Raw genomic sequence first — 23,421 nt, 5'->3', positions numbered from 1 at the left:
TATGTAAATGCCATGTATCGAGTCGTATATGTCACTACAACAAGAGAGTGGGGTGGGTAGCGGCCCGGCGCAAAATCAGCCATAATGCGCAATTCGGCCGGGACCGCGCGCCCTGTTGTTCAAAGTACTTGCCCATAAATAAATGTGTTTTTGGCTTATATAACCGGCGCGTTGCTGCGTTGGCTCCCGCTTGCAGTGCTCGCACTGCGGCGCACTCGCCGCCTTGCACCGCATCCGGTTCTGCGTGCCAAAATTCACATTGATTTATGGTCAAGTACTTAACGCTTGCCGCCGTGCGGCATTGCGCGCTATAATCGTCGGCTTTCTCCGTCCAGTACAACTTTTTGGAATTATTATGGTCGTTATCCGTTTGGCTCGTGGCGGCGCAAAAAAGCGCCCGTTCTTCAACATCGTTGCAACCGACTCGCGTAACCGTCGCGACGGTCGTTTCATCGAGCGCATCGGCTTCTACAACCCGATGGCTTCGGGCGCCGAAGTCGGCCTGAAGATCACCGCGGACCGTCTGGCCTACTGGCAAGGCGTTGGCGCACAACTGTCGCCAACCGTTGCTCGCCTGGTCGCTCAGCAGACCCCGGCTGCCTAAGTAAGGCAAGCCTGGTTTGACCGCTTCAGCAGCAAGCGGGGCGCAAGCCCCCGACGACCTGACCCAGGTCGGGTATGTTTCCGGCGCCTATGGCATTGCCGGCGCCATCCGCGTCACGCCGTTCTCGACGGACGCCGATGCGCTGCTGAGCGTGAAAACCTGGTGGCTCGACAAGTCGGCTGACAAGTCGGCCCCGCAGTCCGTTACCGTGCGGACCGCAAAGATGCATGGCGGCGACGTGGTCGCCACCCTGGTCGGGATGAGCGACCGCAACCTGGCGGAGGCGCTGAAAGGCGCAGCCGTCCATGTGTCGCGTAGCGCATTTCCCGAACTCGAGGAAGACGAGTATTACTGGTCCGACCTGATCGGCATGGATGCGGTCAACCTGCAGGGCGAAGCCCTCGGCAAGGTAACCGACATGATGAGCAACGGTGCGCAATCCATTTTGCGCATCGAGCCTGTGCAAGACCCGGCCAGCACCGAAAAAACGCCTGAACGCCTGGTGCCCTTCGTGGACCAGTTCGTGAAGACCGTCGACCTCAAGGCAAAGCAGATTACCCTGGACTGGGGTCTTGATTTCTGATCCCGCCAATTCGAAGCGAGGTCCCGATGCAATTTGACGTCGTGAGCTTGTTTCCCGAGATGTTTGCCGCATTGACGCAGTCGGGCGTGACCCGGCGCGCTTTCGAGCAGGAACGCTGGGGCCTGACCTTGTGGAATCCGCGCGATTTCACGACCGATCGCCACCGCACCGTGGATGACCGACCGTATGGCGGCGGCCCCGGGATGGTGATGCTGGCCAAGCCGCTCGAGGCAACGATCAATGCGGCCAAGGCGCGCCAGGTCGAACGTGGCCTGCCCCCGCCGCGCGTGGTGTTCATGTCGCCGCAAGGCAAACCGCTGACGCATGCGCGCGTGACGGCATTGAAGGACGAGCCCGGTCTCGTCATCCTGTGCGGCCGCTACGAAGCCGTGGACCAGCGTCTGCTGGACCGTGTCGTCGATGAGGAAATTTCTCTCGGCGACTTCGTGCTGTCGGGCGGCGAGTTGCCGGCGATGGCCTTGATGGATGCGGTGGTGCGGCTCTTGCCCGGCGTGCTGGGCGACGATGCCTCGGCGGTCGAAGACAGCTTCGTCAACGGCCTGCTCGATTCACCGCATTACACGCGTCCGGAAGTGTATGAAGACGTGGCCGTGCCGCCGGTACTGATGGGCGGCAACCATGCAGAGATCACCAAGTGGCGCCGCCAGCGCATGCTGGAAGCGACACGAAAAAAGCGGCCCGAATTGCTCGACGCCGCCAGGAAGGCAGGGCGCTTGACCCCCGCCGACGAAAAATTTTTGGCCACGCTTTCGCAAGAGGGCTAGGCTGGAAAAATGCACCGATACCGGTGCGCAGCACCCGGGCATGTTGCCCGTGTGTTCAACCCCATCCTCTACTGGGCAACAAGTACAGCGCCAGCAAGATGGTTTTTGGAGTCATAAGAATGAATCTGATTCAGCAACTCGAACAGGAAGAAATCGCGCGCCTCGGCCGTGCCATTCCTGATTTCGCACCTGGCGACACCGTGATCGTCAACGTCAACGTCGTCGAAGGCAACCGCAAGCGCGCCCAGGCATACGAAGGCGTCGTCATCTCGCGTCGTAACCGTGGCCTGAACTCGAACTTCATCGTTCGCAAGATCTCGTCGGGCGAAGGCGTGGAACGTACGTTCCAGCTGTACTCCCCACTGATCGCATCGATCGAAGTCAAGCGCCGCGGCGACGTTCGTCGTGCGAAGCTGTACTACCTGCGCGAGCGTTCGGGCAAATCGGCACGTATCAAAGAGAAACTGCCGCAGCGCCGCGTCGCTACCACCACCGCCGCTCAGTAATCGCGTCTGTGGAACGAAAAAGGCATCCTCCGGGATGCCTTTTTCTTTATCCGCCCCTCGTTTTGGCTGGAGGAAATCCTTTTGGTAAAGCTGCATCTCGATCCCACCTGCCTGCCGGTGGACGCCATCGCCGGCGAAGCGCCCGTCGATCCGGCACTGCTGACCGCCGCCCGCCTGCGTGCGCGCTTTGCCGAAACCCTGCGCGCCTGGGACCCCGAAACCGCCGAGGAAATGCCGTTCCAGCCCGGCTTCAAGCTGCGCCGCGCCTCGGTGCTGGTGCCCTTGGTCGACCGTCCCGACGGCTTGACGGTGCTGCTGACCCAGCGCACCGACCACCTCAGCAGCCATGCCGGCCAGATCAGCTTTCCCGGCGGCCGCGCCGAGGAATTCGATTCCTCTCCCATCGAAACGGCACTGCGCGAATCCGAGGAAGAAATCGGCCTGCATCGCCGCCACGTGCAGATCGTCGGCGTGCTGCCGGAATACATCACCGCCAGCGCCTACCGCGTGCGCCCGGTGGTGGCGCTGGTGACGCCGCCGTTCGAACTGACCGCCGATCCTGGCGAGGTGGCCGAGATCTTCGAAGTGCCGCTTGCCTTCCTGATGAACGGCGCCCACCACCAGCGCATGTCCTTCGAATTGCCGGAAGGGGCAGGGCGGCGCAGCTTCTATGCCATGCCCTACGAACGTTTCTTCATCTGGGGCGCCACGGCCGGCATGCTGCGCAATCTCTTTCATTTCCTGCGCGCCTGATGCGCCCGCCGGCTTAAGCCGGTATGAAAGCGGCATCCCCGGATTTGATTATGGCGGGCGTCTGCGCTATCGTAGCGGGCAGCGTGGTATTGCCATAACAAAAGAAGGATTTGCATGACATTTTTTTCCATCCTGTGCGCCCTGCTGATCGAGCAACTGAAGCCCCTGCGCGCGGATAACCAGGTCTACGGCGGCATCAAGACGCTTGCGATGCGCATCGAAGGCTGGTTCAACGCCGGCGAGCCGAAGAATGGCCGCATGGGATGGATCCTGATGATGCTGGTCCTGGTCGTGCCGGTCGCCATCGTCTACTGGGTGCTGGAATATTTTCACCTGACCTTCCTGGCCTTTGCCTGGAACGTGGCGATCGTCTACCTGACCCTGGGTTTCCGTCACTACAGCCATTACTTCACGTCGATCCAGCTGGCCCTGAACCAGGGCGACGAAGCCACGGCGCGCGTGCTGCTGGCCGAATGGGCGCGCATCGACACGGTCGGCATGGATGCCCAGGAAATCGCCCGCATCGCCGTCGAGAAATCGCTGATCACCACCCACCGCAGCGTATTCGGCGTGTTCTTCTGGTTCCTGATGCCGGGCGGGCCGGCCTGCGCCGTGCTGTACCGTGTCTCCGAATACCTGGCGCGTGCCTGGAACGAACCCGAGCACATGCGCAACGAAGCCTTCGGCCAGTTCGCCGCCAAGGCCTTCTACTGGATCGACTGGATTCCGGTGCGTCTGACGGCGATCGCCTTTGCCGTGGTCGGGAACTTCGAGGATGCCATCTATGCCTGGCGCAATTTTGCGAATCGCTGGGCCGACGAATCGCGCGGCATCATCCTGGCCGCCGGCGGCGGCGCCATGGGCGTGCGCCTGGGCACCCCTTACGAGAATGCCCCGCAGCTGCTGCCGGCCGATGCCGCCATGGTCGACCTGGGCGATGCCGAGAGCGACGTCCTGCCGGGCGAGGAGCCGAACCTGCGCGCACTGCAAAGCACGGTAGGCCTGGTCTGGCGCGCTCTGATACTATGGATGATCCTCTTGCTCCTGCTGTCCAGCGTGGTCTGGCTGGGATAAGGGAAGCGTAGTGAAGGACGGGGAAGGGCGCGACTTGTGCGCAGATCCTGTCTGATGGGCTGTATTTCCCGTGCTTTGCGGGCGAGGAGGCTAAAGTTGTCCAGACAAGACTCGTCCGCAGGTCTTCTATAAGATATAATACTGCCGTTGTCTCCTCCACGCAGTATTCTTGTATCAGCAAGCAGCACTATGGCAGAGTTACCGCATACCGGGAGCGAAGGCGCCAACGGCGAATTCTTCATCCTGGGACTTACGAACAAAGGCAAGCAGTTCCGCCCCAGCGACTGGGCGGAGCGCCTGTGCGGCGTGATGTCCTGCTTCCGTCCCGAAGGCAGCGGCGGCCGCCACGCCCACCTCCAGTTTTCCCCCTACGTCCACCCGACCGTGGTGAACGGCGTCAAGGCCGTTGTGGTCGACAACAAGCTCCAGAAAATCGAGCCGCTGGCTTACCACTTCGTCATCAATTTCGCCAAGGACAACGATTTGCAGGTGGTCGACGCCTGCTTCGTCGAGCTCCCAGGCGATCCAAAGTCCAAATAAGTTCCGCTGGCGGTTTGACCGAGATCAAACCGCGCCCACTCTCCTGCATTAGCGTGGACCGCAGAAGGAGGGCACAGTCATGAACATCGGCGAAATCTGCACCATCCAGACCGTCACCTGCACGCGCGACGAAACCGTACAAGGCGCGGCCATGTTGATGCGCAAGCACCACGTCGGCGACCTGATCGTTATCGACGGCGTCGACGGCGAGGCGGTGCCGGTCGGCATCGTCACCGACCGCGACATCGTCGTCTCCGTGATTGCCCTCGGCCTCGATCCGGCCGGGCTGCAGGTCGACGACATCATGAGCGACGACCTGCTCACCTGCCGCGAGGTCGACGACGTCTACGAAACCATCGAGCATATGCGCCTGCGCGGTATCCGCCGGGTGCCGGTGGTGAACGGCGCGGGCGGCCTGAGCGGCATCGTCAGCGCCGACGACCTGCTCGCGTTCCTGGCCGAGGAAATGGGCGACCTGTCGCGCATCAGCGCCAGCGGCCAGGCCCACGAGAAGCGGGCGCGGCACTGATCCATCCACGGGCAGGGCGCGCCGGGCGCCGCGTTCCAATGCTGTCTGCGCGCACTGCAATAGTGCGTGCAGGCATCTATTCATCCTGCCATCTGTTACCATCGTCGCAGGCGCGCCGCCGGGTGCGGCGCATGCGCGTTCGCGACGGACGCACCCATTTGACGGGACCACATGAATTTGACGAGTTACCAGCGCAGCTTGCCCGCGCACCTGATCGCCGGCGCCTTTGCCTTCCTCGCCGCCGGCGCGGCCTACGCTGCCCCTGCCAAGCCGCTGCCCAAGGGCATCACGCTCGGCCCCTCGGTCGAAGGCATTACCGAATACCGCCTGCCAAATGGCCTGAAGGTCCTGCTGTTCCCGGACGCCTCGCGTCCCACCGTCACCGTGAACGTCACTTACCTGGTCGGTTCGCGCCACGAAAACTACGGCGAGACCGGCATGGCCCACCTGCTCGAACACCTGATGTTCAAGGGTGCGCGCAAGAACAAGGACATCACGCGCCAGTTCGCCGACCGCGGCATGGAATTCAACGGCACCACCTCGCTCGACCGCACCAATTACTACGAAGTGTTCCAGGCCTCGAACGAGAACCTGGACTGGGCGCTGCAGATGGAAGCCGACCGCATGACCGGTTCCTTCATCGCGCAGAAGGACCTGGATTCGGAAATGACCGTGGTGCGCAACGAGTACGAGAGCGGCGAGAACTCGCCGGCCGGCGTGCTGATCAAGCGCCTGCAGAGCGTCGCCTACGACTGGCACAGCTATGGCCGCTCGACCATCGGCAACCGCAGCGACATCGAGAACGTGCGCATCGGCAACCTGCAAGCCTTCTACCGCACCTATTACCAGCCGGATAATGCCGTGCTGCTGGTGGCGGGCCGCTTCGATCCGGATGCGACCCTGGCCAAGATCGGCCGCCTGTTCGGCGCGATGCCGAAACCGAAGCGCACACTGCCGGCGTTCTGGACTGTCGAGCCCCAGCAGGACGGCGAGCGCAGCTTTGCCGTGCGGCGCCAGGGCGATGTCCAGCTGGTGGTGCTGGGCTACAAGGTGCCCTCGGCCCTGCACGACGACAGCGACGTGATGGCCTTTGCCTCCACCATCCTGGGCGACGTGCCGACCGGCCGCCTGCACAAGCAGCTGGTCGAGACCGGCAAGGCGAGCCAGGTGTTCAGCTTCGGCCAGACCGGCTACGCGCCCGGCCTGCAGATGATCGGCGCCGTGGTCAAGAAGGGCGAGCCGATCGAACCGGTGCGCGCCGCGCTGACCGAGGCGGTCGAAGGCTTCGCCGCCGCCCCGCCTACCGAAGAGGAAATGGCGCGCGTGCGCCGCGTCTACGAAAACCAGATGGAACGCAGCCTGAACGACCCGCAGCAGGTGGGCGTGGCCTTGTCGGAAACCATCGCGCTGGGCGACTGGCGCCTGTTCTTCACCGGACGCGAGCGCATCAAGACCATCAGCGCGCAAGAAGTGGCGGATGTGGCCGGGCGCTACTTCCGGCGCGACAACCGCGTGACCGGCACCTTCCTGCCCGAGGATGCGCCGCAGCGCGCCACCATCCCGCCGGCGCCGAGCGTGGAAAGCATCCTCGCGCAGTTCAAGCCGCGCACTTCGACGCTGGTGGCGGAGAACTTCGATCCGACCCAGGCCAACATCATGCAGCGTACAAAGCTGACCACCGCCGGCGGCGTCAAGCTGGCCCTGCTGCCGAAAAAGAACCGCGGCGAAACCGTCACCGTCGACCTGCGCCAGCATATCGGCGACGAAAAGAATTTGTTCGGCACCGGCGCGGTTCCCGAGCTGACCGGCGCCATGCTGATGCGCGGCACCACGCGCTTCACGCGCGAGCAGTTGTCCGACGAGTTCGACCGCCTGAAGATCTCCGGCAGCCTGAGCCACTTCCAGACCACGCGCGAGCACCTGCACGAAGCGCTGCGCCTGGTGGCCCATGTATTAAAAGAGCCGGCCTTCCCGAAAGCGGAATACGAACAATTGCAGCGCCAGGCCCTGGTCGGGCTGGAAGCGAGCCGCGGCGAGCCGCAGGCCGTGGCCAGCCGCGCCCTGTCCGCGCATTTCGACCTGTATCCGAAGGGCGACGTGCGCCACGCGAACACCTTCGACGAAGACATGGCCGAGCTGAAGGCGGCGCGCATCGAGGACCTGGCGGACTTCCACCGCCGCTACTACGGCAGCGTGCCGGCCGAGCTGGCGATCGTCGGCGACTTCGACGCCGGCGCCGTGGTGCCGCTGATTGACGAACTCTTCGGCAACTGGCGCGCCAGCGAAAACGTGGCGCCGGTGCTGCGCCGCCATGCCGACGTCGCGCCGCTGAAGACCACCCTGGATACGCCGGACAAGGAAAACGGCGTGTACCTGGCGCGCCTGAACCTGGACCTGAACATCGACGACCCGGACTACCCGGCCCTGATGCTGGCCAATTACATCTTCGGCGAAGGCGGCCTGCGCTCGCGCCTGATGGACCGCATCCGCCAGAAGGACGGCCTGTCCTACGGCGGCGGTTCCCAGCTCGATGCGGGCGACCTCGACCGTGCCGGCAGCTTCTCGATCAGCGCCATCGCCGCGCCGCAGAACCTGGTGAAACTCGACGCCGCCGTGCGCGAGGAGCTGGCGCGCGTGCTGAAAGATGGTTTCAGCGCGGCCGAACTGGCGGGCGCGCAATCCGGCCTGATGCAGCAGCGCATCCAGACCCGCGCCGACGACGGCGCCCTGGCCGCCGGCTGGACCTCCTACCTGTTCCGCGACCGCACCTACGCATGGTCGAAGCAGTTCGAGGACAAGCTGGCGGCGGTCACGCTGCCCCAGTTGAACGCCGCGTTCCGCAAGGCGGTCGACCCGGCGAAGCTGTCGGTGGTGCTGGCGGGCGACCAGCAGAAGGCAAAACCGGCGCCGTGATACCGGATGTTGTTGCTCCACATGCCACATGCATTGATGAATGTTCGCCTTTCGCTTATGATGTTGCCTCTAAGCATCATTTTAGTGTGACCAGGAGTCGATGTACATGAAGGGCAATAACAAGGCGATCCCGGCCGCCAACGCGTTCGCCGGCAAGGTGGTGCTGGTCACCGGCGGCGCGAGCGGGATCGGGCGGGCCGCGGCGCTCGCCTTTGGCCGTGCCGGCGCGTCGGTGGTGATCGCCGACGTCTCGGTCGACGGCGGCCACGCGACGGCGGCGATGATCGTGGAGAACGGCGGCAAGGCGCTGTTCGTGCAGGCCAACGTGACGCGCGCGCAGGATGTCGAGATCCTGCTCGACAAGACCATCTACCATTACGGGCGCCTCGACTGCGCGGTGAATTGCGCCGGCCAGCAGGGCGCGAATGCGCGCCTGGACGAGATCGCCGAAGACGATTTCGACCGCCTGATGGGCGTCAACGTCAAGGGCGTGTGGCTGTCGATGAAATACCAGCTGCGCCAAATGGCGAAGCAGGGCGGCGGCGCCATCGTCAACCTGTCGTCGAGCTTCGGCCTGGTCGGCGCGCCCTCGCAAGCGGCGTATGCGGCCAGCAAGCACGCGGTGGCAGGCCTGACCCGCAGCGCGGCGGCCGAGTATGCCAAGGATGGCATCCGTGTGAATGCCCTGTGCCCGGGCGCGGTGCGCACGCCGATGCTGGCGCGCGTACTCGAGGGCGAAGCTGCGCTGGAAAAGAAACTGCGCGCCGCGCACCCGATGAACCGCTTCGCCGAGCCGCAGGAAATCGCCAGCGCCATCCTGTGGCTGTGCTCGGATCAATCCTCCTTCGTCACCGGCCACCAGCTGACCGCCGACGGCGGCTTCACGGCGATTTGATCGTAGGGTGGGTACTCGTACCCACCACGACACCCGCCGCCCACCCGCGGCGCCTCTGCCTATGAGGCGCTTTCCAGCACCAGCCGCATCTGCTGCAGCATCAACGCCGAGCCGGCGCGCATCGGCACCGGCGCATTCACCGGCCTGAACCCGGCGCGCTCATACAGGCGCAGGGCCGAGGAGTTTCCCAGCGTGACGTCGAGCTCGACGAAGCGTACCTCGCGCTCGCGCGCCCAGTCCAGCGCCGTCTCGAGCAGGCCGCGGCCCACGCTGCTGCCGCGGCATTCCGGCGCCACCCACATCTGGAACACGTGCATCAGTTCCGGATTGACGCCATCCATTTTCGCCCAGACCAGGCCGGCGGGCTTGCCGTCGAGCTCGGCCACGAGCGGGCAATCCTTGCCGGACACGGCCGCCGTCGCCAGGCGCGCCGCCCAGTCTTCGGCCGTGCGTGCGCTTTCGGATTCGTAGGTGCTGTAGAAGGCATCCGGCGCATCGGCCAGCGAGCGCAGGCGCAGCTCGCGGTAGACCGCCCATTCGTCCGGATACAGCGGACGGATAATGGGCCTGCGGTTAGATGTATGCATGACAGGAAATAGTAGTTTTTGTATTGCAACAATACTACCATGTCCCCAGCGCATCTGTTGAATATGATGACGATCCGGCAAGCGTCGGCGATTTCGCCGGATCGGCTTCCTTATTTCGGGCGCGGGTCGCGCAGGCGGGCATCGGGCGGAATCACGCGGCCGGCGCGAATGTCCTGCACCGCCAGCGCCACGGCGCGCGCGACATTGCGCACTTCTTCCTGGAAGGCGGTGTCCTTGTCCAGTACATCGTGGCTTTCCGCATACGATTCGTAGTAGCCGATAAAACGGTCGAGCTGGCCAAAGCTGCCCGAATCCACCAGCCCCATCCAGTTGAGCCAGTCCGACAGCGAGCGGCGCGTGCCCTCGATGCCGGCGACGTCGCCGTGGACCACCAGGCCGAAGGCGCGCCCGGCCAGGTGCTTCGGATAATCCCAGCCGTCGAGTTCGATGCGCTTGGCGATCTCCGGGTCCTTGCCCTGGGTGGAACTCGGGTCGGGGTTGCCGCCGTCGGCGCAGACCAGGCGGTCGATCATCAGCTTCAGGGTCGAGGGCGTCTGGTACCAGTAGACCGGGGTCATGATGATGATGCCGTGCGCGGCCACCCAGCGCTCATAGATCTCGTTCATCCAGTCGCCGGTCTGGCGCTCCGAATGGTTCGGGTAGCAGCTGCAGGGCCAGTGGCACAGCGGCATCGCGGTCGAGACGCAGGCCTTGCAGGGGTGGATGTGGCGGTCGTAGTCGGAAGTCAGGCGACTCAGGTCGAGCAGGTCGGCCTCGATGCCCTGGGCGGCCAGGGTTTCCTTCGCCATGTTGCTCATGCGCCAAGTCTTCGAGATTTCGCTGGGGCAGGTGCCGTCGTTGCGGGCCGAGGCGTTGATGACCAGCACCCGGCTGGGCGTGCGCGCATCCTTCTGCTTCGCTTCGGCGGCCAGCAGGCTGTCGTGGGCGGCCTTCCATTCGATCGACAGGTCATAGTCGGGATCGGCGAAACCGGGGCCGGCTTTCACCGTGCGCGGCGCCTTGCGCTTGTCCTGGTAAGCCTGCCAGGCGATCTCTTCTACCTTGGCCAGTTCGCCCGCCACGGCGTCGAACGCCGGATCGAAGAACTGCCCGATGAACTTGCGATGAAACTCGTCCCGCTCCAGCCTTGCGGGTGCCTGGCCCTTGCGCACCGTTGTCATGCCGCCTCCTTGATGTTGAGTCCATTATCAAGGGGGCACGGCAGGGGGGATGTTCGTTGCCGCACGATCAGCCCAAGAAAAAAGCGGGCGGCGCCGCAGCGCTCGCCCGCTTTTGCGGTACCGACCGGATTGCTTACTGGCCGGCTGGGGCCGCAGCGGCCGTGGCGCCGGCGCCGGCAGGCTGCTTGATCAACAGTTCCCACAGGCGCGCTGCGTCGCCGAAGCCGCCGGAGGCTTTCACGCCTGCCAGGGTCTGGGTCGCTTCGTCCTTGCGGCCGGCCTTGTACTGGGCAATGCCCAGGCGCAGCTTGGCTTCGTCAGGAGCCTTCAGGCCGCCCTTGGCGATGCCTTGCTGGATGAAGCCGATGGCCTTGTCGTGCTGGCCCATGGTGCTGTAGGCCCAGCCCAGGTTGACCAGGCCGGCGCCGGTCTTGGCCTTGGCGGCCGAGGCTTCGGTCGAGGCGATGTTCTTGGCATCGTCGGCGGCCTGCTTGTTGGCGCGGTCGCGCAGGGTGTTGTGGGCCTTGGCATTGCCGCCCTTGCCCAGCACGCCGGCGGCGTAGCCCGCGTCCATCACGACTTTCGCTTCGGTCGGGAAACCTTCGCGCAGCGCGGTCTCGGCGTAGTCGATGTAGTCTTCCTCGCGCATGACCTTGGTGGCGGCGAACTCGAGGCGCAGCACGGTCATGTAGTTGTCCTGGTTGAAGCCTGGTTTCTTGATGACGCCAACACGGATCAGCTCGTTCCAGTACTCGTCGCTCGGATAGTACATGACCATCTTCTCGACCGAGGTGTTGTAGGCGGCCGTGTCCTTCGACTCGAAGGCCGCGCTGCGCAGCAGCTTCAGGTCTTCCTGGGTCGGGGTCTTGCCGGCCTTTTCGGATTCGGCAACGCTCTGCAGCAGCAGGGCCTGGGCGCCGGCGTAGTCCTTGTTCAGGTACATGGCGCGCAGCAGCAGCGGACGGGCGGTGCTCATGTCGCCGCCCAGCGCCTCGTAGCGCTTGAGCTGCTCGACGGTGGCGCCGTAGTTCTTGGCCTTGTATTGCAGGTCGGCCACGGCCAGCGTCAGCTTGGCCTGGGTTTCCTTCGGCTCGAAGCCGGACGCGTTCACGGCCTCGACGGCGGCGATCACGGCCGCGTCGTTGCCGCTGGCCGAACCGTAGACCAGCTTGGTACGGTTCAGGACATAGGTTTCGTACGGCGTCTTGTTCGGGATGGCTTCCGCCTGGGTGATGCGGTTTTGCAGTTCAGGGAAGTTCTTGGCAGCGACGAGCTGCTGGACCTGGGCCGAATCGATCAGTTTGAACAGTTCCGGGCGCACCGTGTTGGCCTGGGCCGCTGCGGGCGCATCGGCTTTCTGGGCGTGGGCGCTCGTCATCAGGGCAGGCGCGGTGTTCAGGCCGACGGCAGCCAGCAGCAGGCAGAGGCGAGCGAGGCGGAAATGGGACATGAATGATCCTTCTAAAAAGATGAGCGGTACAAAAATCCGCGGCAAGATGGCGATTTTGCCAAGCTTGAGCAAACGCGCATTGTCCCATAAAACGGCCGGGGACCCTGCGGCGCAATTGTGCCGCAGGGCGCTGCGCCCTGGTGCGGACGTTACATTGCGTTACCGTCGGTGCAAGACGGATACCTGCGCGTGTCAGAAACCGGGTACCGGGCAATGCCCGCCGGCCTCGATGCGGCCCGCCAGCCAGGCGTTGACGGCGTCCAGCGCCGGCGGCGCGAAGCCATAGGTCATCAGGGCCGGGGCCGCGAAGTCGAGCGCCTGGTAGGGGTTCCACAGCGCCAGGTGCAGGTCGGGGCGCCAGCCGTCGCGCGCGCGCGGGCCGTAGCGGCGGCGCGAGGTCGAGGCCAGGATGGTGAAGCGACCGTCGTCGGGCAGCGTGCTCCAGTCGAAGGCTTCGGCGTCGCCGAAGGTCACCAGCTCGACCTCGAACAATTGCCCGAGCGAGGCGGCGATGCTGGCCGCCGGCACGCCGGCTTCCGACACGCCGTCGCTGACCACGTCCTGGCGCGCCACCAGGCGCACCTTGCTGCCCGGCGCCGGACGGCGCACGTGACCGCGCGCGCTCAGGCCGCGCGCCCAGGCGCGTGCCATCAGGGCGCGGTCGGCGGCGTCGGTATCCTGCAGCGCCGCGCCGCCCGGGTTCGCCGTACCGGCCGGATGCGCGGCCGCCAGGGCCGCCAGGCGCGCCAGCTTCTGTTCGACCTGTGCCATCGGCAATTCGCCCGATGCAATCGCCGCGGCAATCGCGGCCACCGTTTCTTCCTGGGTTGCGCGCGCGCCGATCGCCATCACCATGTCGGCGCCCGCCACCAGGGCGCGCACGGCGGCCTGGCCGGCGCCGTAGCGGTGGGCAATCGCGTGCATGTCCATGCCGTCGGTGATCACCACGCCCTGGTAGTGCCATTGCTCGCGCAGGATGCCGGTGAGGATGGTGTGCGACATCGTGGCCGGGTATTCGGGGTCGAGCGCCGGGTAGACGATGTGGGCGGTCATCATGGCCGGCGCCGCCGTTGTTTTTCCCTTTTCGCCTTGCGCCGCCATCCTGAACGGCGCGAACTCGAAGCGTTCCAGCTCGGCCACCGACTTGTCGACGGTGGGCAGGGCCCGGTGCGAGTCGACATGGGTGTCGCCATGGCCGGGGAAGTGCTTGACGCAGCAGGCCACGCCCTCGGATTCGCTGCCCGCCATCCAGGCCAGGGCGATGCGCGTGGCGGTGACCGGGTCGGCGCCGAAGGAACGCTCGGCGATGACCGGATTGTGCGGGTTGTTGTTCAGGTCCAGCACCGGCGCGAAGTTCCAGTTGAAGCCGAGCCCGCGCACCGCGCGCGCCACCGCCGCGCCGACCTCGAACGCCAGTTCCGGATCGTTGGCGGCGCCGAGGGCCATCGCCGACGGCGGCGCCGGCACCCAGGTCGAGCGCACCACGGCGCCGCCTTCCTGGTCGAGGGCGATCAGGGCCTGTTCACCCATGACGTCCTGCAGGGCGCCAGTGAAGCGCGTCAATTGCGTGGCATCGACCATGTTCTGGCGGAACAGGCAGGCGCCGCGGATGCGGTTCGCGCGCAGGAAGGCGGCGGTGTCCTCGTCCAGCTCGGTGCCGAACAGGCGCACCATGATCAATTGGCCGGCGATGCGCCGCAGTTCGCTCAGTTCGTTCATGGTCTGCTTGGTTGGCTTGGTTGGCTTGGTTGGCTTGGTTGGCTTAGTTGGTCTTGGTGACTTTGCTCAGGTGGCGCGGCCGGTCCGGGTCGAGGCCGCGTGCCTTCGACAGCTGGGCCGCCATCACATAAAAGGCCTGGATCGCGACGATCGGGTCGAGGTCCGGGGTGGCCGCCACCGGCAGGGTCAGGTCGCGTTCGGCCACGTCTTCCGGCGCCGCCAGCAATACCCGTGCGCCGCGGCCGCGCATTTCGCTTGCCAGGGCCAGCAGGCCGGCCTGGGCAGGGCCGCGGGTGGCGAAGATCAGCAGCGGATAGCCTTCCTCGATCAGCGCCATCGGGCCGTGCTTGATCTCGGCGCCGGAGAAGGCTTCGGCCTGCAAGGCCGAGGTTTCCTTGAATTTCAGGGCCGCTTCCAGGGCGATCGGGAAGCTGATGCCGCGTCCGACCACCATGATGTTGCGCGCCGGCGCCAAGACCTCGATGGCGGCCGACCAGTCCAGCTGGCCTGCCTTGCGCAAATCGTCGGGAAGGGCGGCCAGGCCGGCCTTCAGCTCGGCATCGTCCTGCCACTCGGCCACCAGGCGCGCACCGGCAACCAGGCTGGTGATGAAGCTCTTGGTGGCGGCCACGCTTTGTTCCTTGCCGGCGTGCAGGGGCATGGTCCAGTCGGCGCTCTGCGCCAGCGGCGATGCGGCATCGTTGACCAGGGCCACGGTGGTGGCGCCGCCGTCGCGGAAGTAGCGGATCGGCTCGACCACGTCCGGGCTCTGGCCCGATTGCGAGATGGCGATCGCCAGCGTGTCGCGCGTCACCAGCGGCGACTTGTACAGGGTAATCAGGGACATCGGCAGCGAGGTCACCAGGCGGCCCAGGCGCGACATGATCAGGTAGGCGACATAGCTCGAGGCGTGATCGGAACTGCCGCGCGCCACCGTGACGGCGCTATGGAAATTGGTCGAACGCAGGGTGCGCCCGAGTTCGGCATAGCGCTCCACGTCCTGGCTCAGCTGCAGGGCAACGCAATCCCCGGCCGACAGGGCTTCCTGCAGCATCAACGAGGTCGTGGTCATACTTGTTCTCCTTCGATATAAACGGCTTTGATGTGCAGGTCGCGGTCCAGCACGACGATGTCGGCGTGGCAGCCGGGCGCCAGGCGGCCACGGCGCGTTTCGCCCAGGTAGTCGGCGGCATTCGTCGAGACGCGGCGCGAGGCTTCGGCCAGCGGCAGGCCGATCTGCACCAGGTTGCGCAGGGCGCCATCCATGGTCAGCGTGGAGCCGGCCAGGGTGCCGTCGGCCAGGCGCACGCCGCCCATGCATTTATGGACGACCTGGCGCCCCAGCATGTATTCGCCATCGGGCATGCCGGCCGCGGCCGTGGAATCGGTCACGCAGAACAGATGCGGGATCGAGCGCAGCGCCACCTTGATTGCGCCCGGATGCACGTGCAGCAAGTCGGGGATGATCTCGGCATATTGCGCATGTGCCAGGGCGGCCCCGACCATGCCGGGTTCGCGGTGGTGCAGGCCGGGCATGGCGTTGAACAGGTGGGTGAAGCCGGCCGCGCCGTGCTCCAGGGCGGCCACGCCATCCTCGTAGGAACCGCTGGTGTGGCCGATCTGGACCCGGATGCCGGCGTCGGCCAGTAGCCGCACCAGTTCCAGGTGGCCATGGATTTCCGGCGCCACCGTGATCAGGCGCATCGGCGCCTGGCGGCCATAGGCCTCGACTTCGGCCAGCGAGGCTTCTTTCGCAAACGGCGGCTGGGCGCCGAGCTTGCTCGAATTGATGTACGGGCCTTCCAGGTGCACGCCGAGGATGCGCGCCTCGCCCTTGCCGCGTTCCTTGCAGGCGGCGCCGATGGCGACCAGCGCCCGTTCGATGTCTTCCGGCGGGGCGGTCATGGTGGTGGCCAGCAAACTCGTGGTGCCGTGTTTCGCGTGCAGGGCGGCGATCACGTGCGGGGCGTCGCCGCCTTCCATCATGTCGCGCCCGGCGCCGCCATGGACGTGGACGTCGATGAAGCCGGGCAGGATGTAGTCGTCGCCGTTGTCCTGCGGATCGGCCGGGACGCCGTCGATGGCGTCGATGGTGGCGCCGGCATGCAGCTCGCCGTGGACCCAGCCGTTCGGCGTGAGGATATTGCCCTTCATTGGGGTGCTCCCTGGCCGTGGCCTTTCACGTACAGATCGATCATGCGCAGCGCGCCCTTGGCCGAGTCGCCTTCGGGCGGCGTCACGCGGGCGCGCGTGTCCTCGGGCAGCCAGGCCAGCAGCACCTCGCCGAGGCCGCCGCACAGCGACAGCGGCAGCGTGCCGCTCTTGTCGAGGGCGCGGGCGATGCCGGCCACTTCGCGTCCGGCGTGTTCGAGGATGGCGCGCGCTACCGGGTCGGTCTCGCCGTGCGCGACGACGAAGCGGGCCAGGCTGGCATAGGCGGTCTGGTTGGCGCGGCCGAGCCAGATCTGCACGGCATCGCGGGTGCCGCCGCAGTGTTCGATGACGTCGCGCGCAAAGGCGGCGCCCTCGACGCGGCCATCGAGCACCTGCTCGATGTGGTTCAGCGCGCGCAGGCCCATCCAGGCGCCGCTGGCTTCGTCGCCGGCCGGGAAGCCCCAGCCGCCGACCTCGACCTTGGCGCCGTCTTCCAGCATCGCTTCGCCGACGCTGCCGGTGCCGATCGCGACGATGGCGCCGGGCTTACCGCCGTGGGCGCCCATCAGGGTACTGAAGCCGTCGGTATCGAGCACGAGGGCGGCAAAGCCGGGATTCGCAGCGGTAAATTGCGCCGCCCATTCCTTGTTGTGCACGCCGGCCAGGCCAAGGCCGATGCCCATCTTCGCCAGGGGCGGGTCGCCGATGTCGGCCGCCGCGCAGGCTTCGCCGACGGCGGCAAGAATGGTGGTCCAGGCCTTGTCAATGCCTTGCGAAAGGGCGGACGGACCGCCCGTGGCCTGGGCCAGCTCGGTGCCGTCCAGCGAGGCCAGACGAACGCGGGTGCCGGTGCCGCCGCCATCGACGCCGATGAGGTATGCGATCATGAGAATAGAGTGCCGGAGAAGGTCAGGGCACTATAGGGAGGCGGGTTCGGCTTGTCAACAGGTATTTAAGTGGTATGTAATTCCCTGCGGAACTGGTATGAAAATTGGTATTGTTTGAAACGGCCTGCGCCCCGTAGGGTGGGCACCCCGTGCCCACGCGGAACGATGAGCAGGTAGGGTGGGCACCCCGTGCCCACGCGGAACGATGAGCATAGTTAGCCGTTCAAAAGCACATACGCGACGTAGTTAGAACTTTAGCTTGTAGGGCGGACGGGTTCCCCGTCCACGCCACATCACCCCCCATTCCGCCGCCCATTCCGCTCCACCACCACCAGCTCGCTACGCCCATCACGCACCTCGCTCACCTTCGCACTCCCCGGCCCGCGCACCTCGATGTCACTGCGGCGCACATTCAACCTGCGCCCCTCCAGGCTGCCCGACCCGCGCAACGCCGCCCGCAGCTCGTCGGCGCTGCCGCTCAGGGTGGCATTGCCCGGCCCATCCATGCGCAGCACGGCGCGGCCCGCCTGCAAGCCGCGTGCTTCCAGGTCGCCCGAACCATGCACCTCGCCCTCGAACTGGCGGATCGTACCCGCCACGCACACATCGCCCGGCCCGCTCTGGACCGTGCTGACGCGCTCCGCATCGAGCTTGCAGCCTTCGAAGTCGCCCGGACCCCGGACATCGACGCGCAGCTCGCGCGTGCTGCCGCTCAGGCGCACATCGCCCGGCCCGGTGAGGCGCGCCACCGCCCGCTCCAGGCGCAGCGCATCGGCCTCGAGGTCGCCCGGGCCGCTCACCTGGGCCGACAATGCCTTGCCAATGTGTGCCACCTGCACGTCGCCGGGGCCGGACATGGTGAGTTCGAGCGTGTCCGCGCGCACCCGGCGCAAGTCGAGGTCGCCGCTGCCGTTGCTGTCGACCACGAAATCGCGCACCTCGCCGCGCGCACGTACGTCGCCCGGCCCGCTCGAGCGCAGGTTGAAGCGTGGGCCGGCGATGCGTTCGAGTTCGACATCGCCGCTGCCGCTGGTTTCCAGGCTGCGCAGGTCGGCGGCGCCGATGCGCACGGTGACGCCTTCTTCCTTCTTGCCGAAACTGAACTGGATATTCCAGCGCGACTTTTGCCGCACGACCAATCTGCCGTTGCGCACCGTGGTCTCGATGTCGGCCAGGCGCGCCGGATCGCCCGACAGTTCCAGGCTGGGCGGGCCGTCGCTGACGATCACGCGAAACGGGCCGGCCAGTTCGATGGCATCGAAGGCGGAAACGGTGCGCCGCTCGGTGGTGGACGCGCCGTGCTTGTCCTGGGCGCCGGCGGGTGGCAAGAGGGTGAAGCCGGCGCACAGGGCGGCGGCGGCAAAAACGGTGTGCTTGCGTTGGCTATTCATGGCTTCCTTGTTGTTTTTGTGACGAATACTGCCTCCACGATAGGGCAATTTGAACGAACATACCCGCTGCAGCCGACGAACGAACGAATCGAAGGGTTCAGTGGTCGAAGAAGGGAACTGAGCCGCACTTGTCTTCCCGTTTGTTCGCCTGCATGTAGGATGCACGCATTGATGAGGAGTTCGCATGTCCACGCTGACTGTCCGCAAGATCGACGTTGACCTGTCCCAAGGTTTCGGGCGCCACTGGAATGGCGGCGACGCCTACCGCACCCAGTTGTTCAACGCCTTGTCGATGAGCTTCCCGCGCGGTGAGCAATTGTTCATCGACGCGGTGCGCGACGTACCCCAGGCATGCCTGACGGATCCGGTCTTGCGCGCCGAGGTCAGGGATTTCATCGGCCAGGAAGCCACCCACCGCCACCTGCACACGCAGTACAACAAGGGGCTGGAACAGCACGGCTTGCCTTACACGCGCGAAGAAAAACTCAAGAAAAGGCTCGCGCGTGTCGATAAGCTGGGAGTGCTCGACCGCCTGGCGATCACGTGTGCGCTGGAACACTACACGGCGGTGCTGGCCGACGGCGTGCTGCGCCGCCCCGATTGGCTCGATGGCGCCGAGCCGCACATGAAAACCCTGTGGTACTGGCATGCGGTCGAGGAAACCGAGCACAAGGGTGTTGCGTTCGACGCCTATGTGGCGGCCGGCGGCGGCTACTGGCGCCGGGTGGCCTGGTACCTGCACGCAAGCATGGTGTTTGCGTACGACAGCTTCATGCAAACCATGCACAACCTGCGCAACGACGGCCAGTTGTTCCGCCTGCGTACCTGGGGCAGCGCCGTCAACACCTGGTTCGGGCGCAGCGGGCTGGCCTGGCACCTGGCGAAACCGGTGCTGGCATATTTGTCGCCACGCTTTCATCCGTGGCGGCACGATAACCGCAAGCTGATCGAAGATTGGCTGCAAGACAACAGTGCGTCCTGGCGCCCGGTGCGGGCGAAGAGCGCATGAGGCAGCTGCCGTCCTGTCGATCGCGGGGCGGAGCTGTCATAATGTGCGTTCCGCAGCGAACGCCGAGTGAGAGGAAGAACAAGTGATTCGTTACATGGGCACGCGCAAGAACGGCACCGGCGCCATTGTCTACGTGTTTATCGTAAACGGCCTCGAAAAAGAGGTGCGCGAGCACGCCCTGAAGCAGCATCCGGGCTGCTACGAAGCCTTGCCGGCCGCGGCCAAGGCACAGATCGCCGCCAACCGTCACTGGTTGTCGAAGGCGTGATGCTGCGCCGAGCGGCATGCCTGGTGCGCGCTGGCGCAGGCGCCGTGCTGGCCCTGGCCTGCGTTACCGCAGCGGCATTGCCGTCGACTTTCGAGCCGACCGTCGGCAGCGCCTTGCTCTGCCGTAGCCAGCTCGACAACGCCTATTTCCATTCCTATCTGACCACCGCCTTCGGCCCGGCCTACAAGCATGAGGCGGGCGCCTACTGGTTCAAGCTCGACGGCACCCTGTGGGGCAAGCCGGTCAAGGAAATCATGGTCAGCGACGACACCAGCGAACTGGTGTTCGTGGCCGCCGTCACCGACAGCAAGCCGGAAGAGCTGGCCGAAGCGATCCGCAGCAGCGCCGGCATCCGCCACCGCGCCGTCGACGCCTCGCCCTATCCCTTACGCGTATCAAACCCCGGCAGCGTCATCGCTTATCAGAACGACAAATCCAAAATATACTGCGCAAGATACAAACCCTTGCCGCCGGCACCTTAGCTTTTCATGTACAACCATTACTTCAGCCTGAAGGGCGCGCCATTCTCGATCGCGCCCGACCCGCGCTACCTGTTCATGAGCGAGCGCCACCGCGAGGCGCTGGCCCACCTGCTGTACGGCATCGGCAGCGGCGGCGGCTTCGTGCTGCTGACCGGCGAAATCGGCGCCGGCAAGACCACGGTCTGCCGCTGCTTCATCGAGCAGGTGCCGGATAATTGCAGCCTGGCCTACATCTTCAATCCCAAGCTGACCGTGGCCGAGCTGCTGCAGTCGGTCTGCGAGGAATTCCGCATCGCCGTGCCGGCGGGGCAGGGCGGCGTGAAGGCCTATGTCGACGCCATCAACGACCACCTGCTGGCCTCGCACGCCCAGGGGCGCAACAATGTGCTCGTCATCGACGAAGCCCAGAATTTGTCGCCCGAGGTACTGGAGCAATTGCGCCTGCTGACCAATCTGGAAACCAGCGAACGCAAGCTGCTGCAGATCATCCTGATCGGCCAGCCGGAACTGCGCACCATGCTGGCGCGTCCCGAGCTGGAACAACTGGCCCAGCGCGTGATCGCGCGCTACCACCTGGGGCCGCTGTCCGAACCGGAAACCGGCGCCTACATCGCGCACCGGATGGCGGTGGCCGGTTTCCAGGGCGCGCCGGTGTTCCCGCAGTCCGTGGTGCCGCTGGTGCACCGCATCACCCACGGCGTGCCGCGCCGTATCAATTTGTTGTGCGACCGCGCCTTGCTGGGCGCCTATGTCGAGAACAGCCGCGAGGTCACGCGCAAGATCCTGCGCACGGCGGCGGCCGAGGTGTTCGCCGGCGAAGCCCTTGCCGGCGCGGGTGCCCGGCCCGCACTGCGCTGGCCGCTGGTGGCGGGCGGCGTGCTGGCCGGCGCCGTCCTCAGCGCGGCGGCGGCCTGGCAGGTCTTGCCGCATGGGGCGCCGGTGCAGGCGGCATCCGCGCCTGCCCCGATGCAGAAGATCAAGCCGGTCCAGGCGGCGGCCCCTGTCGCCAGGGCCGGCTCGCTGCCGGGGCAGTCGGATGAAGCGGCGGCGCTGCGCGCCCTGGCCAGCCTGTGGGGCGAAACGCTGCCGTCGGGTGAACCCTGCCAGGCGGCGCTGCGCCTGAACCTGCGCTGCCACCAGGGCAAGGGCGGGCTGTTCGAACTGCGCCAGCTCGACCGGCCGGCCGTGCTCACCCTGCGCGACGGCGCCAGGACCACTTACGCCGTGCTGGTCGGCATGGACGAGCAGGCCGCCACCTTCGACGCAAACGGCAAGCGCGAGCGCATGGAACTGGCCGCGCTGGCGCTGCGCTTCACCGGCGAATTCACCACCTACTGGAAGGTCGCGCGCAGTTTCCGCGACCAGCTCGCCGTCGGCGACCAGGGGCCGGACGTCGACTGGCTGGCCAGCCAGCTGGCGCGCCTTGCCGGCGCCGCGCCGCCCCCGGCGCAGCAGCCTTTCAGCGCGCGCACCCAGGAATGGCTGCGCGCCTTCCAGACCAAACAGAACCTGAAGGCCGACGGCGTGGCCGGACCGCGCACCTTCATGCGCCTGAACCAGCTGGGCGGCGTGACTGAGCCGCGCCTGCTTGCCGCCGCCAGGACGGGACAATAAATGTCGTACATTCTCGAAGCACTCAAGAAGGCGCAGGCCGAACGCCAGCTGGGCAGCGCGCCCGATATCCACGCGCCGGCGCCCACCCACGTGCCGGCGGCGGCAACGCGCGCCAGCCGCACGCCGCTCCTGGTCGGCCTGTCGGCCGGGATCGCGATCGCCGGCATCGCGGGCATACTGGCCTGGCGTGCGCAGGCGCCGGCATCCGCACCGGCGGCCGTGCTGGCGGCGAATGCGCCGGCGCCGGGCCGGGAGGCGCCCGCTGCGGCTGCGCCGGTTCCTGCCTCGGAACAGTCGCCTTCCAGCCTGCCGGCCGCGCCTGCGCCCGCACCTGCGCCCACGCTTGCACCGGGCGTGCCGCCGCCGGCCTCCGCTGGCGCAGGGCTTGCCGTGGCGCCAGCCAGCGATGCGCCGGCGCCTGTGGCGGACTCGCGCGAGGTACGCCGCGCGGCGCCCCCAGCGGAAACGCTGGCGGCAACGCGTCCGCCTGCCGCCCGGCCTGCCGCCGAGCCAGCTGTCGGGCCAGCGACAGCGTCGCGCAAGCCGGCGCCGCCCGAGCGCACGCTGGTGGCCGCTTCGCGCAACGCGCCCGCGCCCGCGGCTGCCGGCAACAGCCCGGAAGCCGTCTACCTGCCGGCGCCAACGCCTGCCCGTGCGCCCGATCCGGCCCCGGCGGCCCGCCCGCCCGAGCCGGTCGAGGACAACCTGCGCACCTTGCAGCAATTGCCCGAGGCGATACAGCGTGAAGTGCCGCGGGTGAGTGTCGGCGGTTATATTTATTCGCCGAATCCGGCCGACCGCCTGCTGCTGGTCGACAAGATGCTGCGCCGCGAGGGCGAAGAACTGGCGCCCGGCCTGGTGCTGGAGCGCCTGATGCCGAAATATGCCGTGATGAATTACCGGGGTACCCGCTATCGTGTCGCTTATTGATTGCGGCGTTGCGCGCGACGATGGGCGCGGACCGGTGCTGGCCGTGGTCGGCTGGTCCGGCAGCGGCAAGACGACCCTGCTCGAATTCCTGGTCGGCGCCCTGGCGCAGCGCGGCCTGCGCGTGAACGTCCTCAAGCACAGCCACCACGACATCGTGCTCGAACCGCCGCAAAAGGACAGCGCACGTCTGCGCATGGCCGGCGCGGCCGAGGTGATGATCGCGTCGCCCTACCGCTACGCCATCATGCGCGAGTTGCGCGGGGAGGGCGAACCGAGCCTGCGGGAGCAGCTATTACGCCTGAGTCCGGCCGACCTGACGCTGGTGGAAGGTTATAAATGGGAAGCGCTGCCGAAGCTGGAAGTGTTCCGGCCCGGGCTGGGACGGCCGCCTTTGTATCCCGACGATCCGCTGGTGGTGGCCGTGGCCTCGGATGTACCGGCACCCGGCAAGCTGGCGCCTGGCACGGCCTGGCTGGACCTGAATGCGCACGACAGCGTCTTGGCTTGGCTCAGCAACTGGATGATGCCAAACCCTAAAGTTTCCGGTGGTTAAGCCGTTAAGAAAGG

Annotated in this window: 24 protein-coding genes; 16 read left to right on the top strand and 8 right to left on the bottom strand. The window is 66.3% G+C overall.

All coding sequences use genetic code 11. The annotated features are described in order from the left end of the window. Positions 1-355 precede the first annotated feature (355 nt). The 10 genes from rpsP (at position 356) to QPK31_RS14540 (ending at position 9,182) form a co-directional block, all read left to right on the top strand. Positions 356-604, top strand: coding sequence for a 30S ribosomal protein S16 (rpsP, locus tag QPK31_RS14585; protein WP_182991427.1), 249 nt, complete (start codon positions 356-358; stop codon positions 602-604). Between the two features lie 16 nt (positions 605-620). After that, positions 621-1,187: a ribosome maturation factor RimM gene (rimM, locus tag QPK31_RS14580; RefSeq protein WP_290423653.1), complete on the top strand. Its 567-nt coding sequence runs from the start codon at positions 621-623 to the stop codon at positions 1,185-1,187. A 26-nt stretch (positions 1,188-1,213) separates the two neighbouring features. Further along, positions 1,214-1,972: a tRNA (guanosine(37)-N1)-methyltransferase TrmD gene (gene trmD / locus QPK31_RS14575; RefSeq protein WP_290423652.1), complete on the top strand. Its 759-nt coding sequence runs from the start codon at positions 1,214-1,216 to the stop codon at positions 1,970-1,972. A gap of 119 nt (positions 1,973-2,091) precedes the next feature. Next, the gene (gene rplS, locus QPK31_RS14570) at positions 2,092-2,478 is read left to right on the top strand and encodes a 50S ribosomal protein L19 (protein ID WP_290423651.1); all 387 of its coding nucleotides are present in this window, start codon (positions 2,092-2,094) and stop codon (positions 2,476-2,478) included. An 81-nt stretch (positions 2,479-2,559) separates the two neighbouring features. Continuing rightward, on the top strand, positions 2,560-3,231 hold the full coding sequence (locus QPK31_RS14565; protein WP_290423650.1) for a CoA pyrophosphatase: 672 nt from the start codon (positions 2,560-2,562) through the stop codon (positions 3,229-3,231). A 114-nt stretch (positions 3,232-3,345) separates the two neighbouring features. Then, positions 3,346-4,305, top strand: coding sequence for a CobD/CbiB family protein (locus QPK31_RS14560; protein WP_290423649.1), 960 nt, complete (start codon positions 3,346-3,348; stop codon positions 4,303-4,305). Positions 4,306-4,494: 189 nt separating this feature from the next. After that, complete coding sequence (locus QPK31_RS14555; RefSeq protein WP_290423648.1) at positions 4,495-4,845, top strand: DUF3579 domain-containing protein; 351 nt, start codon at positions 4,495-4,497, stop codon at positions 4,843-4,845. A 79-nt stretch (positions 4,846-4,924) separates the two neighbouring features. Then, the gene (locus tag QPK31_RS14550) at positions 4,925-5,374 is read left to right on the top strand and encodes a CBS domain-containing protein (RefSeq protein ID WP_290423647.1); all 450 of its coding nucleotides are present in this window, start codon (positions 4,925-4,927) and stop codon (positions 5,372-5,374) included. A gap of 171 nt (positions 5,375-5,545) precedes the next feature. After that, positions 5,546-8,287, top strand: coding sequence for a pitrilysin family protein (locus QPK31_RS14545; protein ID WP_290423646.1), 2,742 nt, complete (start codon positions 5,546-5,548; stop codon positions 8,285-8,287). 106 nt (positions 8,288-8,393) lie between these two features. Further along, entirely contained in the window at positions 8,394-9,182 is a 789-nt protein-coding gene (locus tag QPK31_RS14540; protein ID WP_290423645.1) for an SDR family oxidoreductase, read from the top strand. A gap of 59 nt (positions 9,183-9,241) precedes the next feature. Here the strand turns inward: QPK31_RS14540 and QPK31_RS14535 are convergent, their stop codons facing one another. The 8 genes from QPK31_RS14535 to QPK31_RS14500 all read right to left on the bottom strand — a co-directional run bounded on the left by QPK31_RS14535 (position 9,242) and on the right by QPK31_RS14500 (position 18,551). Further along, positions 9,242-9,769 carry a GNAT family N-acetyltransferase gene (locus QPK31_RS14535; RefSeq protein WP_290423644.1) on the bottom strand — a complete coding sequence of 176 codons (528 nt, stop codon included), beginning with the start codon at positions 9,767-9,769 and terminating at the stop codon, positions 9,242-9,244. A 110-nt stretch (positions 9,770-9,879) separates the two neighbouring features. Then, on the bottom strand, positions 9,880-10,950 hold the full coding sequence (locus tag QPK31_RS14530; protein ID WP_290423643.1) for a flavodoxin family protein: 1,071 nt from the start codon (positions 10,948-10,950) through the stop codon (positions 9,880-9,882). Positions 10,951-11,083: 133 nt separating this feature from the next. After that, positions 11,084-12,400 carry a hypothetical protein gene (locus QPK31_RS14525; RefSeq protein WP_290423642.1) on the bottom strand — a complete coding sequence of 439 codons (1,317 nt, stop codon included), beginning with the start codon at positions 12,398-12,400 and terminating at the stop codon, positions 11,084-11,086. Positions 12,401-12,592: 192 nt separating this feature from the next. Further along, positions 12,593-14,119 (bottom strand): glycoside hydrolase family 3 protein, encoded by a 1,527-nt coding sequence (locus tag QPK31_RS14520; protein ID WP_290423641.1) that lies wholly within the window; start codon positions 14,117-14,119, stop codon positions 12,593-12,595. A 43-nt stretch (positions 14,120-14,162) separates the two neighbouring features. Beyond that, positions 14,163-15,191 (bottom strand): SIS domain-containing protein, encoded by a 1,029-nt coding sequence (locus tag QPK31_RS14515; RefSeq protein WP_290423640.1) that lies wholly within the window; start codon positions 15,189-15,191, stop codon positions 14,163-14,165. Further along, a complete protein-coding gene (gene nagA / locus QPK31_RS14510) occupies positions 15,188-16,273 on the bottom strand; it encodes an N-acetylglucosamine-6-phosphate deacetylase (protein ID WP_290423639.1) in 1,086 nt (361 codons plus the stop codon). Before nagA ends, QPK31_RS14515 begins: the two co-directional genes overlap by 4 nt. Then, complete coding sequence (locus QPK31_RS14505; protein ID WP_290423638.1) at positions 16,270-17,160, bottom strand: BadF/BadG/BcrA/BcrD ATPase family protein; 891 nt, start codon at positions 17,158-17,160, stop codon at positions 16,270-16,272. The genes nagA and QPK31_RS14505 overlap by 4 nt, the downstream gene beginning before the upstream one ends. Positions 17,161-17,453: 293 nt before the next feature. Beyond that, positions 17,454-18,551 carry a head GIN domain-containing protein gene (locus QPK31_RS14500; protein WP_290423637.1) on the bottom strand — a complete coding sequence of 366 codons (1,098 nt, stop codon included), beginning with the start codon at positions 18,549-18,551 and terminating at the stop codon, positions 17,454-17,456. Positions 18,552-18,735: 184 nt separating this feature from the next. Between QPK31_RS14500 and QPK31_RS14495 the strand changes: the two genes are divergently transcribed. The 6 genes from QPK31_RS14495 (at position 18,736) to mobB (ending at position 23,407) form a co-directional block, all read left to right on the top strand. Continuing rightward, positions 18,736-19,560 (top strand): metal-dependent hydrolase, encoded by an 825-nt coding sequence (locus QPK31_RS14495; protein WP_290423636.1) that lies wholly within the window; start codon positions 18,736-18,738, stop codon positions 19,558-19,560. A gap of 82 nt (positions 19,561-19,642) precedes the next feature. Then, positions 19,643-19,828, top strand: a complete 186-nt coding sequence (locus QPK31_RS14490) for a hypothetical protein (RefSeq protein WP_290423635.1) — start codon at positions 19,643-19,645, stop codon at positions 19,826-19,828. Between the two features lie 23 nt (positions 19,829-19,851). Next, positions 19,852-20,310, top strand: a complete 459-nt coding sequence (locus tag QPK31_RS14485) for a hypothetical protein (RefSeq protein ID WP_290423634.1) — start codon at positions 19,852-19,854, stop codon at positions 20,308-20,310. Positions 20,311-20,316: 6 nt separating this feature from the next. After that, positions 20,317-21,924, top strand: a complete 1,608-nt coding sequence (locus QPK31_RS14480; RefSeq protein ID WP_290423633.1) for an ExeA family protein — start codon at positions 20,317-20,319, stop codon at positions 21,922-21,924. After that, a complete protein-coding gene (locus QPK31_RS14475; protein ID WP_290423632.1) occupies positions 21,925-22,854 on the top strand; it encodes a general secretion pathway protein GspB in 930 nt (309 codons plus the stop codon). Next, entirely contained in the window at positions 22,841-23,407 is a 567-nt protein-coding gene (mobB, locus tag QPK31_RS14470; protein ID WP_290423631.1) for a molybdopterin-guanine dinucleotide biosynthesis protein B, read from the top strand. Before QPK31_RS14475 ends, mobB begins: the two co-directional genes overlap by 14 nt. The last annotated feature ends 14 nt before the right edge of the window (positions 23,408-23,421 follow it).

Source organism: Massilia sp. YIM B02769 (assembly GCF_030411995.1).
Taxonomy (GTDB): domain Bacteria; phylum Pseudomonadota; class Gammaproteobacteria; order Burkholderiales; family Burkholderiaceae_D; genus Telluria.
This window is presented reverse-complemented; position numbering and strand designations above follow the sequence as displayed.

Bases quoted from the DNA above. Each gene is read 5' to 3' on its own strand.
- rpsP (WP_182991427.1), top strand. From the start codon at position 356: ATGGTCGTTATCCGTTTGGCTCGTGGCGGCGCAAAAAAGCGCCCGTTC.
- trmD (WP_290423652.1), top strand. From the start codon at position 1,214: ATGCAATTTGACGTCGTGAGCTTGTTTCCCGAGATGTTTGCCGCATTG.
- rplS (WP_290423651.1), top strand. From the start codon at position 2,092: ATGAATCTGATTCAGCAACTCGAACAGGAAGAAATCGCGCGCCTCGGC.
- QPK31_RS14560 (WP_290423649.1), top strand. From the start codon at position 3,346: ATGACATTTTTTTCCATCCTGTGCGCCCTGCTGATCGAGCAACTGAAG.
- QPK31_RS14555 (WP_290423648.1), top strand. From the start codon at position 4,495: ATGGCAGAGTTACCGCATACCGGGAGCGAAGGCGCCAACGGCGAATTC.
- QPK31_RS14550 (WP_290423647.1), top strand. From the start codon at position 4,925: ATGAACATCGGCGAAATCTGCACCATCCAGACCGTCACCTGCACGCGC.
- QPK31_RS14545 (WP_290423646.1), top strand. From the start codon at position 5,546: ATGAATTTGACGAGTTACCAGCGCAGCTTGCCCGCGCACCTGATCGCC.
- QPK31_RS14540 (WP_290423645.1), top strand. From the start codon at position 8,394: ATGAAGGGCAATAACAAGGCGATCCCGGCCGCCAACGCGTTCGCCGGC.
- QPK31_RS14535 (WP_290423644.1), bottom strand. From the start codon at position 9,769: ATGCATACATCTAACCGCAGGCCCATTATCCGTCCGCTGTATCCGGAC.
- QPK31_RS14530 (WP_290423643.1), bottom strand. From the start codon at position 10,950: ATGACAACGGTGCGCAAGGGCCAGGCACCCGCAAGGCTGGAGCGGGAC.
- QPK31_RS14525 (WP_290423642.1), bottom strand. From the start codon at position 12,400: ATGTCCCATTTCCGCCTCGCTCGCCTCTGCCTGCTGCTGGCTGCCGTC.
- QPK31_RS14520 (WP_290423641.1), bottom strand. From the start codon at position 14,119: ATGAACGAACTGAGCGAACTGCGGCGCATCGCCGGCCAATTGATCATG.
- QPK31_RS14515 (WP_290423640.1), bottom strand. From the start codon at position 15,191: ATGACCACGACCTCGTTGATGCTGCAGGAAGCCCTGTCGGCCGGGGAT.
- nagA (WP_290423639.1), bottom strand. From the start codon at position 16,273: ATGAAGGGCAATATCCTCACGCCGAACGGCTGGGTCCACGGCGAGCTG.
- QPK31_RS14505 (WP_290423638.1), bottom strand. From the start codon at position 17,160: ATGATCGCATACCTCATCGGCGTCGATGGCGGCGGCACCGGCACCCGC.
- QPK31_RS14500 (WP_290423637.1), bottom strand. From the start codon at position 18,551: ATGAATAGCCAACGCAAGCACACCGTTTTTGCCGCCGCCGCCCTGTGC.
- QPK31_RS14495 (WP_290423636.1), top strand. From the start codon at position 18,736: ATGTCCACGCTGACTGTCCGCAAGATCGACGTTGACCTGTCCCAAGGT.
- QPK31_RS14480 (WP_290423633.1), top strand. From the start codon at position 20,317: ATGTACAACCATTACTTCAGCCTGAAGGGCGCGCCATTCTCGATCGCG.
- QPK31_RS14475 (WP_290423632.1), top strand. From the start codon at position 21,925: ATGTCGTACATTCTCGAAGCACTCAAGAAGGCGCAGGCCGAACGCCAG.